This window comes from Flavobacterium glaciei (assembly GCF_003350545.1).
GTDB lineage: Bacteria > Bacteroidota > Bacteroidia > Flavobacteriales > Flavobacteriaceae > Flavobacterium > Flavobacterium glaciei.
Genome location: NZ_QQBA01000004.1, coordinates 130,544 through 146,231, shown reverse-complemented (window position 1 = coordinate 146,231; position 15,688 = coordinate 130,544). Strand labels below are relative to the sequence as shown.

13 protein-coding genes are annotated in these 15,688 nt (G+C 35.5%); 10 read left to right on the top strand and 3 right to left on the bottom strand.

Features of this window, described 5'->3' with window-relative positions; translation table 11 throughout:
* Window positions 1–78 precede the first annotated feature (78 nt).
* From DFR66_RS05455 to DFR66_RS05445, 3 genes are all read right to left on the bottom strand, one after another.
* Window positions 79–495, bottom strand: coding sequence for a hypothetical protein (locus tag DFR66_RS05455; RefSeq protein WP_146841097.1), 417 nt, complete (start codon window positions 493–495; stop codon window positions 79–81).
* A 63-nt stretch (window positions 496–558) separates the two neighbouring features.
* Entirely contained in the window at window positions 559–1,377 is an 819-nt protein-coding gene (locus DFR66_RS05450) for a ZIP family metal transporter (protein ID WP_113635924.1), read from the bottom strand.
* Window positions 1,378–1,379: 2 nt separating this feature from the next.
* The gene (locus tag DFR66_RS05445) at window positions 1,380–2,027 is read right to left on the bottom strand and encodes a metal-dependent transcriptional regulator (RefSeq protein WP_114753832.1); all 648 of its coding nucleotides are present in this window, start codon (window positions 2,025–2,027) and stop codon (window positions 1,380–1,382) included.
* A 136-nt stretch (window positions 2,028–2,163) separates the two neighbouring features.
* On the opposite strand from DFR66_RS05445, the gene DFR66_RS05440 reads away from it, so the two are divergent.
* The 10 genes from DFR66_RS05440 to DFR66_RS05395 all read left to right on the top strand — a co-directional run bounded on the left by DFR66_RS05440 (window position 2,164) and on the right by DFR66_RS05395 (window position 14,843).
* A complete protein-coding gene (locus DFR66_RS05440) occupies window positions 2,164–4,425 on the top strand; it encodes a TonB-dependent receptor (RefSeq protein WP_114753910.1) in 2,262 nt (753 codons plus the stop codon).
* Between the two features lie 32 nt (window positions 4,426–4,457).
* A complete protein-coding gene (locus tag DFR66_RS05435; protein WP_114753831.1) occupies window positions 4,458–5,609 on the top strand; it encodes a lycopene cyclase family protein in 1,152 nt (383 codons plus the stop codon).
* A gap of 100 nt (window positions 5,610–5,709) precedes the next feature.
* Window positions 5,710–6,120, top strand: a complete 411-nt coding sequence (locus DFR66_RS05430; protein ID WP_114753830.1) for a BrxA/BrxB family bacilliredoxin — start codon at window positions 5,710–5,712, stop codon at window positions 6,118–6,120.
* Window positions 6,121–6,397: 277 nt separating this feature from the next.
* Window positions 6,398–7,003 (top strand): hypothetical protein, encoded by a 606-nt coding sequence (locus tag DFR66_RS05425; RefSeq protein WP_114753829.1) that lies wholly within the window; start codon window positions 6,398–6,400, stop codon window positions 7,001–7,003.
* 683 nt (window positions 7,004–7,686) lie between these two features.
* Window positions 7,687–9,054, top strand: a complete 1,368-nt coding sequence (trhO, locus tag DFR66_RS05420) for an oxygen-dependent tRNA uridine(34) hydroxylase TrhO (protein ID WP_114753828.1) — start codon at window positions 7,687–7,689, stop codon at window positions 9,052–9,054.
* A 186-nt stretch (window positions 9,055–9,240) separates the two neighbouring features.
* Window positions 9,241–10,506 (top strand): PSP1 domain-containing protein, encoded by a 1,266-nt coding sequence (locus DFR66_RS05415; protein ID WP_114753827.1) that lies wholly within the window; start codon window positions 9,241–9,243, stop codon window positions 10,504–10,506.
* Complete coding sequence (locus DFR66_RS05410) at window positions 10,490–10,969, top strand: gliding motility lipoprotein GldH (RefSeq protein ID WP_114753826.1); 480 nt, start codon at window positions 10,490–10,492, stop codon at window positions 10,967–10,969. The genes DFR66_RS05415 and DFR66_RS05410 overlap by 17 nt, the downstream gene beginning before the upstream one ends.
* Window positions 10,970–10,978: 9 nt before the next feature.
* Window positions 10,979–13,288, top strand: coding sequence for a penicillin-binding protein 1A (locus tag DFR66_RS05405; RefSeq protein WP_114753825.1), 2,310 nt, complete (start codon window positions 10,979–10,981; stop codon window positions 13,286–13,288).
* Between the two features lie 191 nt (window positions 13,289–13,479).
* Window positions 13,480–14,181: a CoA transferase subunit A gene (locus DFR66_RS05400; protein WP_114753824.1), complete on the top strand. Its 702-nt coding sequence runs from the start codon at window positions 13,480–13,482 to the stop codon at window positions 14,179–14,181.
* A 2-nt stretch (window positions 14,182–14,183) separates the two neighbouring features.
* Complete coding sequence (locus DFR66_RS05395; RefSeq protein ID WP_114753823.1) at window positions 14,184–14,843, top strand: CoA transferase subunit B; 660 nt, start codon at window positions 14,184–14,186, stop codon at window positions 14,841–14,843.
* The last annotated feature ends 845 nt before the right edge of the window (window positions 14,844–15,688 follow it).

Here is a 15,688-nt window from a genome sequence, read left to right as displayed (position 1 = left end):
TTTGATTAAAAAATTCTTTTTCAAAAAGAAAAAATCGGATAAAGATTGCGGTAGTGGTGATTGTGGTTGTAACTAAAATTACTTTAGATATCCAATTCTCATATAATACTCTTCAGGATTAATCTTGCTTCCCTCTTTTGGATACGGAACTACAACAATGCTTTTTATTTTCTTTTGTTTTTCAGGTAAATAATTAGAAAACCACTTTTTATTGTATTCTTCGTTTTTCATCAAAAATACTAAAGTAGCTTCTTCAATTAATTTTGAATCTTTGTACACCAAAATAACAGCACTAACTTCTCCCGCCCAAATGCAGGTTACACCTTCTGGACATCTAGAATCAGTAGCAATCGCTTTTAAAACCAACTGAAATCCTTTTTGATTGGGACATACTTTTTGCTTTATGATCACGTATTTAACTTTTTCTGGTTTTGGGCTTTGCGCCAAAGCTAAACTGCTAATGATCATAAAAAGTAAATATACTGACTTTTTCATTTGTTATATTTTAAAGATAAATCTAAGTAATATTTAGTTAACAATCCTTTAAAAATGAAGAAACTAACCCAAAGCTACGTCCAAGACCATCATCACAATAAATCCTCCAACGAATCCCAAGGTAGCGATATCTGTATTTTTATCCTGTTGCGTTTCCGGAATTACTTCTTCAACTACTACAAAAATCATAGCACCTGCGGCAAAAGCCAAAGCGTAAGGTAAAATAGGGGTGAAAAAAGTAACTGCAAAAGCACCTAAAACTGCAGCAACTGGCTCTACCAATGCTGAAGATTGACCATACATAAAACTTTTCCATCGGCTCATTCCCATACGTCGCAACGGCATAGCAACTGCAATTCCTTCCGGAAAATTCTGAATTCCAATACCAATCGCTAAGGTAACTGCGCCCGCAATCGAAGCTTCTGGAATCCCAGCAGCAACACCTCCAAAGAGAACTCCAACCGCCAATCCTTCCGGAATATTGTGCAATGTAATTGCCGAAACTAGCAAGGTCGTACGTTGCCAAGGCGATTTAATTCCTTCAGTAACTTTAAAATTGATGTGAAGATGCGGCAATACTTTATCGATTCCGAAAATGAAAAGCGCTCCCAAGAAAAAACCAAAAGCTGCTGGAATCACTTTTGCAAAACCCTCGCCACCAGTCATTTCTATTGCTGGAGCTAATAAACTCCAAAAACTGGCTGCAACCATAACACCTCCGGTAAATCCGAGCATTCCGTCAAGAACCGTTCTATTCATGGTTTTAAACATAAAAACAAAAGAAGCTCCTAATGCGGTTAAAAACCATGTGAACAAACTCGCATACAACGCAGCTAGAATTGGGTCGATACTTGTAAAATAATCTACTATAGATTGAAACATAATTATTTGATATAAATATTACTGGCTATTTTATTTGAAACGGTTAATTCTTTAGATCCAACACGGATTCTAAAAGAGGAATCGAAACTTTCCTTTTCGATAATTTCAATTTGGGAACCCAAAGCAATTTCTTGTTTGTCTAAATACTTTAAGAAATCAGAGGAAGTATCCTTGACACCCACACAAATCCCGATTTGGTTTTTATCAAATTCAGAAAGCAGTTGTTTTTCTACTTTTATAATTCTTCCTTGTGCATCAGGAATAGGGTCTCCATGCGGATCTTCAGTAGGATTGCCTAAAAAATCATCCAATTTATTGATGAGTTTTTCGGATTTGATGTGTTCCAATTGTTCAGCGATATCGTGAACCTCATCCCAAGAAAAATCTAGTTTCTCTACGAGAAAACATTCCCAAAGTCGGTGCTTTCTAACGATCATCTTCGCCGCCAATTTTCCTTTATCAGTAAGTGAAACACCTTGGTATTTTATGTAATTCACTAAATCTTTTTCGGAGAGTTTCTTTAGCATGTCAGTAACGGATGATGCTTTGGTTTCCATTTTCTCAGCAATGGCATTGGTACTGACGTCAATATCAGAAATTGCAGTAAGATGGTAAATGGTTTTGAGATAGTTTTCTTCTGAAAAAGTCATTTGATTGAAGATTGAATATTAACGTTTTAATTTCAAGTTATTTTCGACATCGATTAAGTTATTGATACAAATGTAATTAAAAAATTTGTTTTGCAAAATATAATTTTTAGATTTGTCTAAATTTAAATTAAGCATTGTGAAAAAACTATATGCATTGTTGGCAATTTTAATATTTCACTTTGGCTACAGCCAAGAAAAAACGAATTTATCGGGATTTGTTGTATCCGAAAAAAAAGTAATTACGGATGCTCGTGTTTTTCTAATTGGAACAAAATACATCACCCAAACAGATAGTTTAGGAAAATACAGCATCGAGAATATTGCTGTAGGAGATTATAAAATACAAATTGTAGCTGAAGGTTTTCAAACTTTAAAAAAGAATATATCGGTCAAAATTAATCATAACAATATTCTAAATTTTGAACTTGAAAGCACTGAAAATCAACTAGACGAAGTCGTAGTTTCAGGAACACTTAAACCCGTAAAAAGACTTGAAAATCCCGTTCCTGTTGAGATTATTTCGGCGACTTTTTTAAAACAAAACCCAACCAGCAATGTCTTGGATGCCTTGCAAAACGTAAATGGTTTACGACCTCAAAACAATTGCAATGTGTGTAATACGGGTGACATTCGCATTAACGGACTTGACGGCCCTTACACCATGGTCACTATTGACGGGATGCCTATTGTGAGCGCTCTCGGCACGGTTTACGGGCTTTCAGGCATTCCAAATGCCATGATTGATAAAATAGAAGTAGTAAAGGGCGCGGCATCTACACTATACGGCAGCGAGGCGGTAGGCGGTTTAATTAACATTATTACTAAAAAACCGTTCGCAGTACCTTTATTTACAGCCGATGTTTTTACTACATCTTGGCTCGAAACGAATGTTGACCTTGGTTATAAAGCCAATATTGGTTCCAAGGTTACTGCCCTATTTGGTGTAAATTATTTCACTTACAACAATCCTGTTGACAACAACAAAGACAATTTTACCGATGTTTCTTTGCAAAACAGAACTTCTTTTTTCTCTAAAATAAACATCAACAGAGCTTCTAAAAAAGAATTTAGCCTTGTTTCTCGCTACCTTTATGAAGACCGTTGGGGCGGAGAAATGCAATGGAACAAGAGTTTTAGAGGCGGAGACCAAGTGTATGGCGAAAGCATTTACACTTCGCGCTATGAATTTTTAGGGAAATACGAGCTTCCTGTAGCCGAAAAAATGTATTTTCAATTTTCAGTTATTGGTCACGACCAAAACTCCGTTTATGGAAATGCTATTTTTATGGCCAATCAAAAAATAGCATTTGGACAATTCATTTGGGACAAAAACTGGAGCAACCATTCGGTTCTTTTTGGTTCGGCACTTAGATATCAATTTTACAATGACAACACGCCTGCAACAAAAACAGCGAATCATTCTAAAATCTACAGTATTTTTGCTCAAGATGAAATCACGCATAATGAAAAAACTAGTACACTAATTGGCTTACGCTACGATTACAACGACAATCACGGTTCCATTTTTACACCGCGTTTTGCGTTTAAATTCAAACCAACGCCAACAGATATCTTACGATTCAATTTTGGAACGGGTTTTAGAATCGTAAACCTTTTTACCGAAGACCATCAAGCTTTGTCTGGCGCTCGAGAAGTCGTGATTCAATCTAACTTGAAACCAGAAACCTCATGCAACCTGAACTTAAATTATCTGAAAAAATTCAAATTGACCAATGCGGGCGTGGTTAATCTTGAATTGGCTTCTTGGTACACTTATTTCACCAACCGAATTTTTGCAAATTACGACATCAACCCCAATCAAATAATTTATGATAATTTAAACGGTAACTCCACTATTTTCGGACTCAGTGCCAATGCCGATTGGGTTAGCCCGTTTGGACTAAAAGCTAACATTGGGACCAGTTACTTTGATGCCATGACCACACAAGACGGTGTTAGTTTGAGACCATTATTTACCGAAAGATACAGCCTAAACTGGGGCTTTAGTTATGATATTTCAAGCTGGTTTTTATCCTTTGATTTTACAGGAAATCTTACTGGACCCATGCGTTTGCCTTTGCTAAGCGATCTAGATCCGCGTCGTGAAATTTCTAGACCATACAGCATTCAGAACATACAAATGACTTTCAAAAAAATTCATAATCTAGAGTTGTACACCGGTATCAAAAACTTACTCAACTGGACACCCAATCGTGGAAATCCGTTCTTGATAGCTCGCTCCAATGATCCTTTTGATAAAAATGTACAAGTTGACAATTCAGGAGCGGTACTCCCTACGGCCGATAATCCATTCGCACTCACTTTTGACCCTACTTATGCGTACGGACCCAATCAAGGAAGACGTTTTTTTATAGGACTGCGTTATCATTTTGATTGATTTTTTTGCGTATAAAATTGTATTTTTGAGCCATGAAACACTACGATTATATTTTTACCGGCGCAGGACTATCGGCTTTAATGACGGTTTACAAAATGGTTCAATCAGGATCGTTTGCAGATAAAAGTATTTTGTTATTGGATGAAAACTCCAAAAAAACCAATGATAGAACCTGGTGTTTCTGGAAAACAACCGATTCAATTTGGGAGCCAGCTATTTCTAAAAAATGGGATTCGGCTTTGTTTGCCAATGCAGCTTTTCGCAGGGATTTAGACTTGCAACCGTATCACTACAATATGGTGAAAGGACTTGATTTTTACAACCAAGTTTTTGATTTACTCTCGAAACAAACAAACGTCACTTTCTTGAATCAGAAAGTCATGACTATTGAAGAATCCGAAACTATAATTTTGGTACAAACGGAAAGCGAATCTTTTTCGTGCTCCAAATTATTCAATAGTATTTACAACAAACAACAGACAGAAAACCAGACTAAATATCCCGTTTTACAACAGCATTTTATAGGTTGGTTCATCAAAAGTGAGCAAGCTGTTTTCAATATGGAGCAAGCCACGTTCATGGATTTTTCGGTTGAACAAAGGGGAAATACGCGTTTTATGTACGTGTTGCCCACCTCAAAAACCGAAGCTTTACTAGAATACACTTTGTTTTCGCACCAGCATTTAAAGAAAGAAGAATACGAAAACGAAATTCAACAATACATTCAAAAATTGGGGATTACAAACTACGAAATCGTCGAAAAAGAACAAGGTAGCATCCCGATGACCTGTTATCCTTTTTGGAAATCGAATACTAAAAACGTAATTAACATTGGTACTTCTGGTGGCTGGACCAAGGCGAGTACGGGTTACACTTTCAAAAATTCAGATAAAAAATCAAGTGAGTTAGTTGCCTTTTTACAAAGAGAAACCGACTTTACTAAGTTTCATAAAAAAACCAAATTTTGGTTTTATGATTTGCTTTTACTAGACATTTTAGACCGCAAAAACGAATTGGGTTCCCACATTTTTTCTTCAATGTTCAAAAAAGGAAATCCAACCTTGATTTTTAAATTTCTGGACGAAGAAACTACTTTATACGAAGACATTCAAGTGATTTTAAAATGTCCGAAAATATTGTTTATCAAAGCTATTTTTCACGTAGCGGCAAAAGCCCTAAAATAACAATCAAACTATAACAAAACTTTATAATTGAAGTTCTGTTCTTGAAGGTAAACTTTGTAACTTTGCAGGACTTAATTACTAATGATTTAAAATAAAAGATATGTATCCAGAAGAAATGGTAAAACCAATGCAAGCAGAACTTACTGCAGCAGGTTTTCAAGATTTACATAGTGCCGAAGCAGTAGAAAACGCATTAAAAGCAGAAGGAACAACTCTTGTAGTTGTAAACTCAGTTTGTGGATGTGCTGCGCGTAATGCACGCCCAGGAGCAAAAATGAGTTTAGAAGGTGGTAAAAAACCAGATCAATTAATTACTGTTTTCGCAGGAGTTGATAAAGATGCTGTTGATGCTGCAAGACAACACATGTTCCCTTTTCCTCCATCATCGCCAAGTATGGCTTTGTTCAAAAACGGAGAATTAGTACACATGCTAGAGCGTCACCACATTGAAGGTCGCCCAGCAGAACTAATTGCTGAAAATCTAAGAGACGCTTTCAACGAGTATTGCTAATACCTGTCAAAGTATAAAATTTAAACCCACGTTTCGGCGTGGTTTTTTTATTTACGACAAACTTGTCACTCTGACGAAGAAAGAGTCTCCAATAATTCCAAAGCTCCCAGCCTTTTGAAAGCTGGAAGCTTTTAAAAGGATTTCTCCCGAAGCTTCGGGACTATCTGGGTTAGAAGATACATCAAAAAATCAAAGCTCATCAAATAATTTATATATATTTGATTTAAATAACTGACAGCATTCTATTTCAATAAATACAAAACCAAAATAAACACGAATGAAATTTAGCGAAATTGTACAAAAAACCCTCCCATTTGGCTACTTATTCTTAGTCGTTCTTGGAATAATCAAAGAAAGCATTTATTATTATCAAGTAGGGATAAACATCTTGAAATATTCCAATATAATGGATGTATTAATCAGTCCAATTGCTGACTTAACTTCAACACCGATAGTCCTTTTATGTTTTACTTTTTTCATTCTTATATTGTACCTAGCAAGTTTACTTATTTCAAAAAATTTTAATAAAGATTGGTTAAAGAAAAAAATTGGTTCCAAAAAACCGCTAGAAGATATAAATGAAGAGGAAGTAAGTGCATATTTCAGCAAGTACTTTATCTCCATGTTTGCATTTTGTTTGTTGTGCTTTTTTTTAGGATTAGGATTAGGAAGCGGAAGCAAAGTTGCGAGTAAAATTTCTAACAACGAATTGAAATATGGTTACGAAATAACTTTCGGTGATGATCAAACAAAAGAAATTTATTTAATTGGCTCAAACAGTTCTTACTATTTTTACGTAGAAAAAGGAAATAAAAATGTAAAAATAGCTCCGGTGGGCGCAATCAAATCAGTGGAGATAACTAATAATAAAGTGCTGCATTAAAGGATTCTCAAGTGTTGCCCAACAAATAAAGATTGCTCCGCCAATTAGCTAGCGCTCGGGCGATGTCCTTAAGTTAAGGAATTACACTTTTTGTTTTCACGCAGATTTCGCAGATTTACGCAGAAGAATCTGTTGAATTTGCGTGCTATTTTTTTTCTTTTGCCTCTGAACTTAATGACATTGAGCGCTCGGGCCTTTCTTCGTCAGAATGAAAAAAATTACCGCAAAAATAATTCATACCATTATTTGTCACTCTAACGAAGGAAGAGTCTCTGATAATTCCAAAGCTTCCAGCCTTCAAAAGGCTGGAAGCTTTAAAAAAGAATTTCTCCCGAAGCTTCGGGACTTATCTGGGTTTGAAGAAATTTTGTGCTAAAAAGAAATACTGAAATTAATACGAAATGAACTTAATCAAAAAATCAACTCTGAGAACTGAATTTTCTATTAACCACAACTACCCTAGCCCAGATTGCAGCGGCATCCTCTTGTTGTAGCGATAGCAAAAACAAGAGATATAGCGGAAAGCTGGAAATAGCTCCAAGAAAATGAAACCATTAAGACTTTAAGGAAAATTAAGCATCTGTTTATTCATTACGAACCTTAGTCCCTTCAAAACTTTGCGCCTCTAAACCTTTTTGCCTACTTTTGCAAAAAATACATTTCTCACTTAAACTGTTTATAGCATGCAACTGTACAACACACTAAGCGCAGAGGAAAGAGCCATCATGATTGATGATGCCGGAAAACAAAGACTCACTTTGTCGTTCTATGCTTATGCGCAAATTCAAGATCCCACTCAATTTCGTAATGATTTGTTCCGCGCTTGGAATCCTTTGGATGTTTTAGGCCGAATTTATGTCGCCAAAGAAGGTATCAATGCGCAATTATCATTGCCTGCTGATAATTTTTATGCCTTCAAAGACACCGTTGAAGCGTACGATTTCATGAAAGGAATGCGCTTGAATATTGCAGTAGAGCATGATGATCACTCGTTTTTGAAATTAACGATTAAGGTGCGTGACAAAATTGTGGCTGATGGTTTGAACGATGAAACTTTTGATGTAACCAACATAGGTGTGCACCTAAAAGCGAAGGAATTCAACGAAATTCTTGATGATCCTAACACAATTGTAGTCGATTTTAGAAACCATTACGAAAGTGAAATTGGTTACTTTAAAGGCGCCATAACTCCTGATGTAGATACGTTTAGAGAATCGTTACCTATTATTAATGAGCAACTACAAGACTTTAAGGAAAACAAAAACTTGGTGATGTATTGCACAGGAGGTATTCGTTGCGAGAAAGCATCGGCTTACTTTAAACACCAAGGTTTCAAGAATGTTTTCCAGCTGGAAGGTGGTATCATTAATTACGCTAAGCAAATAAAAGAAGAAAATCTAGAGAGCAAATTTATAGGTAAAAACTTTGTTTTTGATCACCGCTTGGGCGAACGCATTACAGATGATATTGTTTCGCAATGCCATCAATGTGGTGCGCCTTGTGATGTGCATACCAATTGTGAAAACGAAGGTTGTCACTTGCTTTTTATTCAGTGTGATTCTTGCAAAGAAAAAATGCAAGGTTGTTGTTCGGTTGAATGCGTAACTATAATTCACTTGCCCGAAGAAGAGCAAAAAGCCATTCGGAGAGGAATAAAAAACGGAAATAAGATTTTCAAAAAAGGAAAATCAGATAAGTTGCTTTTTAAAAATAATTCAGATCCCTTAGCGGCTATTCCTGATTTGAGTGAATTGGCAAAAAGAAAACAGGTTGCAAAAAAAGCGGTGAAAATCAAGAAACAATACATTGGAAAAGGAACACACTTTTTTCCAAAACCAAGTATTGGTCAATTTTTAATTGAAGAAAATGAAATCAAAATTGGCGATACGATTCTAATCAAAGGTGCCACAACTGGAGAACAAAAAGTAGTAATTGAAGAAATGCTAGTGAACGATTTGGCACAAGAAAAAGCAGTTTCTGGAGACACTTGCACGTTTAAATTGCCATTCCGAATTCGATTATCTGATAAATTATATAAGATTTTAGAATAAAAAAATAAGGTAAAATCATATGAAATTAACCCATTACAGTCATAATTGTAATGGGTTTTTTTATTAAAAATTTATGATTTATTGGTGCTTTTATGCGTTGTTCCATAAAATTAAAAAATACTATCTTTACAAATTAAACGTTTTAAGAACTTAAGTTGTGCTCGTCGCAACACTACATATAAGATTATGGCATGTACAAGTTGTTCAACCTCTGATGGTGGCGCACCAAAGGGTTGTAAAAATAATGGGACTTGCGGCACCGATAGCTGCAATAAATTAACGGTTTTTGATTGGCTTTCGAATATGAGTTTACCTAATGGTGACGCCCCTTTTGACTGTGTTGAAGTACGTTTCAAAAACGGAAGAAAAGAATTTTACCGCAATACCGAGAAAATAACGTTAAGCATGGGCGACATTGTTGCTACTGTAGCTTCTCCAGGTCATGATATAGGAATTGTTACTTTGACAGGAGAATTAGTTAAAATTCAAATGAAGAAAAAAGGTGCCAATCACCTGAGTAATGAAATCCCAAAAATTTACAGAAAAGCATCCCAAAAAGACATTGATATTTGGTCCGCAGCAAGAGATCGTGAAGAGCCCATGAAGGTTCGCGCTCGTGAACTGGCGATTGCTCAAAAACTGGAAATGAAAATTTCGGATATTGAATTTCAAGGTGATGGATCAAAAGCTACTTTTTACTACACCGCAAACGACCGAATTGACTTTAGAGCATTAATCAAAGATTTTGCAAAAGAATTCAGCACCCGTATCGAGATGAAACAAGTAGGTTTCCGTCAGGAAGCAGCTCGTTTAGGCGGAATAGGTTCTTGCGGAAGAGAATTGTGTTGCTCTACTTGGCTGACGGATTTTAGAAGTGTAAATACTTCAGCAGCTCGTTACCAACAACTGTCCTTGAATCCACAAAAACTGGCTGGACAGTGCGGAAAATTAAAATGCTGCTTGAACTATGAGTTAGATACTTACATGGATGCGTTAAAAGATTTTCCGGATTTTGAAACAAAATTAGTGACTGAAAAAGGAGATGCCATTTGCCAGAAACAAGATATTTTTAAAGGATTAATGTGGTTTGCATATACCAATAATTTTGCGAATTGGCATGTACTGAAAATTGAACAAGTCAAAGAAATTGTAGCCGAAAACAAACTTAAAAACAAAGTTTCTTCATTGGAAGACTATGCGATAGAGATTATTGCTGAACCAGAGAAAAACTTCAATAACGCAATGGGTCAGGAAAGCTTGACACGTTTTGACCAACCAAAACCAAAGAAAAAACAGCATAAAAAACGCAAAGCGGTAGGTGAAAATGCAATTGTGTCAAACAACAACAAACCCGCAAATAATAGCAATAATAACCGTCAGAATCCAAATAATAAAAAGCCTGCGGAACCAAGAAAACCTATAATTATTACAAAAAATGTGGATAAAAAATAGCGCTTTACTTCTTTTAGTTGTGATTCTCTTTTCTTCATGTGATAAAAAAAGAGTTTTTGATGAATATAAATCTGTTGGTAGTGCTTGGCACAAAGACAGTATTGTAACGTTCAATTTACCAGAATTAGATTCTACAAAACGATACAATTTATTTGTGAATTTGAGAGCCAATAACAATTATCAGTTCAACAATTTGTTTTTAATTGTGGCATTAGAATTACCAAATGGTTTCACAAAAGTAGACACGCTTGAATACCAAATGGCAAATCCGGACGGAACATTATTAGGCAATGGATTTTCAGATATAAAAGAAAGCAAACTCTTTTATAAGGAAAATGTACGTTTCAAATCAAAATACAAAGTCTATATCAAACAAGCAGTTAGAGAAAATGGCAAAGTTCCCGGAGTAACGGCTTTAGACGGAATTACTGAAGTAGGTTTTAGAATAGAAAAAAAAGAATAAAATAGTATTATGGCTATCAAAAAAAACAACAATCAGACAAAAAACATTGACAAGGACATCACTTACTACAAAAATAAATTTTGGAAAATCTTCTTTTATGGGATGGGTGCTGTTGGTTTGTTTTTCTTATTTGCTTCATGGGGCCTTTTCGGTTCAATGCCTTCTTTTGAAGATTTAGAAAATCCTGATTCTAATTTAGCTACTGAAATCATATCCGCTGATGGAGTGGTTTTAGGTAAATATTTCGAAAAAAATAGGTCTCAATTACGCTATTCAGACTTGCCTAAAAACCTCGTACAAGCATTAATCGCTACGGAAGACGCCCGTTTTTATGAGCATTCCGGTATTGATGGAAGAGGAACTTTAAGAGCAATTTCCAGTTTAGGAACAAGCGGGGGAGCGAGTACTTTGACACAACAATTAGCCAAGCAATTATTTCACGGTGAAGGATCTAAGTTCTTGCCTTTTAGAATTGTACAAAAAATAAAAGAATGGATTATTGCCATTCGATTAGAAAGACAATACACTAAAAATGAAATCATTGCCATGTATTGTAACGTGTATGATTTTGGAAACAATTCTGTTGGAGTAAGTTCTGCAGCAAAAACATATTTTTCCAAAGAACCAAAGGATTTGACTATTAGTGAATCGGCAATATTAGTGGGAATGTTTAAAAACTCTGGATTATACAATCCTATCCGAAACCCACAAGGAGTAAAAAACCGCCGAAATGTGGTGCTTTTACAAATGGAAAAAGGGAAAATAATTTCAAAAGAAGAGAAAGAAAGATTGCAAAGTTTACCAATCAAATTAAACTTCAAATTAGAAACACATAAAGACGGGACGGCAACCTATTTCAGAGAATATCTTCGCGATTACATGAAAAAATGGGTCGAAGAAAATAAAAAACCGGATGGTTCTGATTATGACATTTACAAAGATGGTTTGAAAATTTATACAACTATCGATTCCAGAATGCAATTGCACGCTGAAGAAGCGGTTACTGCGCACATGGCAAACCTTCAAGAAGAGTTTTTCAATCAATCTAAGGACAATAAAAACGCTCCTTTTGTCAATATTTCTTCTGTAGAAACACAACGAATTCTAAATCAGGCTATGAAATCATCTAACCGATGGTCCGTGATGAAATCTATGGATAAAAGCGATGAAGAAATTATAAAATCGTTCAGCGAAAAAGCAAAAATGACTGTCTTTTCTTGGAAAGGAGAAAAAGACACCATTATGACACCATTAGATTCAATAAGGTATTACAAACATTTTTTACAATCTGGGTTGATGGCAATGGAACCGCAAACCGGAAACATCAAAGCTTGGGTTGGTGGTATCAACTACAAATATTTTCAATACGATCACGTAGGTCAAGGTGCCAGACAAGTAGGTTCTACTTTTAAACCATTTGTCTATGCCACAGCTATAGAGCAATTAAACATGTCTCCTTGTGATTCCATTGTTGACGGTCCATTTGTCATAAGAAAAGGACGCCATAATGTTACTGAAAATTGGGAACCTAGAAACTCAGACAACAAATACCGTGGAATGGTTACCTTAAAAAGAGGTTTGGCGAATTCCATAAATACAGTATCTGCAAAACTAATTGATAAAGTTGGGCCAGAAGCCGTAATTGATTTAACCCATAAATTAGGCGTTAAATCCGAAATTGTAAACCAACCATCCATTGCGTTAGGAGCTGTAGAAATAACCGTTGAAGATATGGTTGCCGCCTACAGTACGTTTGCCAATCAAGGTGTTTATATGAAACCACAATTTATATCTAAGATTGAAGATAAAAGTGGTGTTATAATTTACGAGCCAATTCCTGAATCGCATGATGTATTAAACAAAGACATCGCTTATGCGGTTGTAAAATTGTTAGAAGGCGTAACCGAAGGCGGATCTGGAGACCGATTGCGCACCACTGGCGGAGGAGCCGGAGACAACCGCTGGACCGGATATCCGTATTCATTTAAAAATCCTATAGCGGGAAAAACAGGAACTACACAAAATCAATCTGATGGTTGGTTTATGGGAATGGTTCCTAATCTTGTAACTGGAGTTTGGGTAGGTTGTGAAGACCGTTCAGCCCGTTTCAAAAGTATCACTTATGGTCAGGGAGCCACAGCTGCTCTACCAGTTTGGGGATATTTTATGAAACTGTGTTATGCTGATCCAGCCCTTAAGGTTTCTAAAGAAAGCTTTGAAAGACCCTCAAATCTTTCTATAAAAGTAGACTGTTATGTTCCTAGAAAAGTAGTAGACACAACAGGCGTAGAACAAGACACCGAAGAATTTGAATTATAAAGTCATTACGAGGAACAGAGCAATCTCTCGAGATGTGATTGCTCTGTTCCATACAATGAAAGAATTTCTACTGAAACCTCAGGACTTTCTGAGCTAATGTAATCGTCTTTATAATTAGATTTTGATTTCCTTAAATTACCAAAATACATTTCATCATTAGATTAATATTCTACAAATAGCAAATCACTTATATGATTAACAAAAAAGTAAACAATGTTCAGGAAGCCCTTCAAGGAATTGAAAACGGGATGACTATTATGCTTGGCGGTTTTGGATTATGTGGTATTCCAGAAAATTCCATCACTGAATTAGTAAAAAAAGCTACGACGGATTTAACCTGTATTTCGAACAATGCCGGTGTAGATGATTTTGGACTTGGATTGCTTTTGCAAAAGCGCCAAATCAAAAAAATGATTTCTTCTTATGTAGGGGAAAATGCTGAATTTGAACGCCAGATGCTTTCTGGAGAACTAGAAGTAGATCTTATCCCTCAAGGAACTTTAGCAGAGCGTTGTCGTGCTGCACAAGCCGGGATACCCGCTTTTTTCACACCAGCAGGTTATGGAACAGAAGTAGCAGAAGGGAAAGAAGTTCGCGAATTCAACGGGAAAATGCATATTATGGAACACGCTTTCAACGCTGATTTTGCCATCGTAAAAGCTTGGAAAGGTGACGAAGCCGGAAACCTAGTTTTTAAAGGAACCGCAAGAAACTTTAACCCATGTATGGCTGGAGCTGCAAAAATAACCATTGCCGAGGTAGAAGAATTACTGCCCGCAGGTGGCTTGGATCCTAATGAAATTCATATTCCGGGAATACTTGTTAATAGAATTTTTCAAGGTGAGAAATATGAAAAAAGAATTGAACAAAGAACCGTGAGAAAAATTTTCTAATTATGGCTTTAGATAAAAATCAAATTGCAAAACGTATTGCAAAAGAGTTAAAACACAATTACTATGTGAATCTCGGAATTGGAATTCCAACATTAGTAGCTAATTATATTCCAGAAGGTATTGACGTTGAATTCCAAAGCGAAAACGGAATTCTTGGTATGGGTCCATTCCCTTTTGAAGGCGACGAAGACGCAGATTTAATAAACGCAGGAAAACAAACCATAACTACTTTGCCAGGAGCAAGTTTCTTTGACTCAGCTTTTAGTTTTGGAATGATTCGCGGACAACATGTTGATTTAACAATCCTTGGCGCCATGGAAGTTGCCGAAAATGGTGATATTGCCAACTGGAAAATTCCAGGTAAAATGGTCAAAGGAATGGGAGGTGCAATGGATTTAGTTGCTTCTGCCGAAAATATTATTGTAGCCATGATGCACGTAAACAAAGCAGGCGAATCAAAAATCCTTAAAAGATGTACTTTACCACTAACGGGAGTAGGTTGCGTTAAAAAAGTAGTAACAGAGCTTGCGGTACTAGAAGTTACACCAGCGGGTTTTAGGCTTTTAGAACGTGCGCCAGGCGTTACAGTGGAATACATCATCGCTTCGACTGAAGCTAACTTAATAATTGATGGAGAAATTCCAGAAATGGCAATAGATTAATATTTTATAAAAAAGAAACCGCAGATTCACAGATTTTAATTTCAAAAACTATGAAATAATCGGCTAATCTGCGGTTTAAAATATCTTTATAATTGGAAGCTTAGTAACTTAGTATCTTAATTATAAATGTCCAAAGAAATCATTTCATCAACTGAAGAAATACTAATTGTTGATGGAGAAATTCCAAAAACAGCAATAGATTAATATTTTATAAAAAAGAAACCGCAGATTCACAGATTTTAATTTCAAAAACTTTGAAATAATCTGCGAATCTGCGGTTTAAAATATCTTTATACTTGGAAGCTTGGCAACTTAGTATCTTAATTATAAATGTTCAAAGAAATCATTTCATCAACTGAAGAAATACTAATTGTTGATTGATAAATTCCAAAAATAGCAATAGATTAATATTTTATAAAAAAGGAACCGCAGATTCACAGATTTTAATTTCAAAAACTTTGAAATAATCTGCGAATCTGCGGATTAAAATATCTTTATACTTGGAAGCATAGCAACTTAGTATCTTAATTATAAATGTTCAAAGAAATCATTTCATCAACTGAAGAAATACTAATTGTTGATGGATAAATTCCAAAAACAGCAATAGATTAATATTTTATAAAAAAGAAACCGCAGATTCACAGATTTTAATTTCAAAAACTTTGAAATAATCTGCGAATCTGCGGATTAAAATATCTTTATACTTGGAAGCATAGCAACTTAGTATCTTAATTATAAATGTTCAAAGAAATCAGTTCATCAACTGAAAAAATACTAATTGTTGATGGAGAAATTCCAGAAATGGCAATAGATTAATATTTTATAAAAAAGGAACCGCAGATTCA

Coding starts and splice junctions, on each gene's coding strand:
- DFR66_RS05455 (WP_146841097.1), bottom strand. CDS start 495: ATGAAAAAGTCAGTATATTTACTTTTTATGATCATTAGCAGTTTAGCT.
- DFR66_RS05450 (WP_113635924.1), bottom strand. CDS start 1,377: ATGTTTCAATCTATAGTAGATTATTTTACAAGTATCGACCCAATTCTA.
- DFR66_RS05445 (WP_114753832.1), bottom strand. CDS start 2,027: ATGACTTTTTCAGAAGAAAACTATCTCAAAACCATTTACCATCTTACT.
- DFR66_RS05435 (WP_114753831.1), top strand. CDS start 4,458: ATGAAACACTACGATTATATTTTTACCGGCGCAGGACTATCGGCTTTA.
- DFR66_RS05430 (WP_114753830.1), top strand. CDS start 5,710: ATGTATCCAGAAGAAATGGTAAAACCAATGCAAGCAGAACTTACTGCA.
- DFR66_RS05425 (WP_114753829.1), top strand. CDS start 6,398: ATGAAATTTAGCGAAATTGTACAAAAAACCCTCCCATTTGGCTACTTA.
- trhO (WP_114753828.1), top strand. CDS start 7,687: ATGCAACTGTACAACACACTAAGCGCAGAGGAAAGAGCCATCATGATT.
- DFR66_RS05415 (WP_114753827.1), top strand. CDS start 9,241: ATGGCATGTACAAGTTGTTCAACCTCTGATGGTGGCGCACCAAAGGGT.
- DFR66_RS05410 (WP_114753826.1), top strand. CDS start 10,490: ATGTGGATAAAAAATAGCGCTTTACTTCTTTTAGTTGTGATTCTCTTT.
- DFR66_RS05405 (WP_114753825.1), top strand. CDS start 10,979: ATGGCTATCAAAAAAAACAACAATCAGACAAAAAACATTGACAAGGAC.
- DFR66_RS05400 (WP_114753824.1), top strand. CDS start 13,480: ATGATTAACAAAAAAGTAAACAATGTTCAGGAAGCCCTTCAAGGAATT.
- DFR66_RS05395 (WP_114753823.1), top strand. CDS start 14,184: ATGGCTTTAGATAAAAATCAAATTGCAAAACGTATTGCAAAAGAGTTA.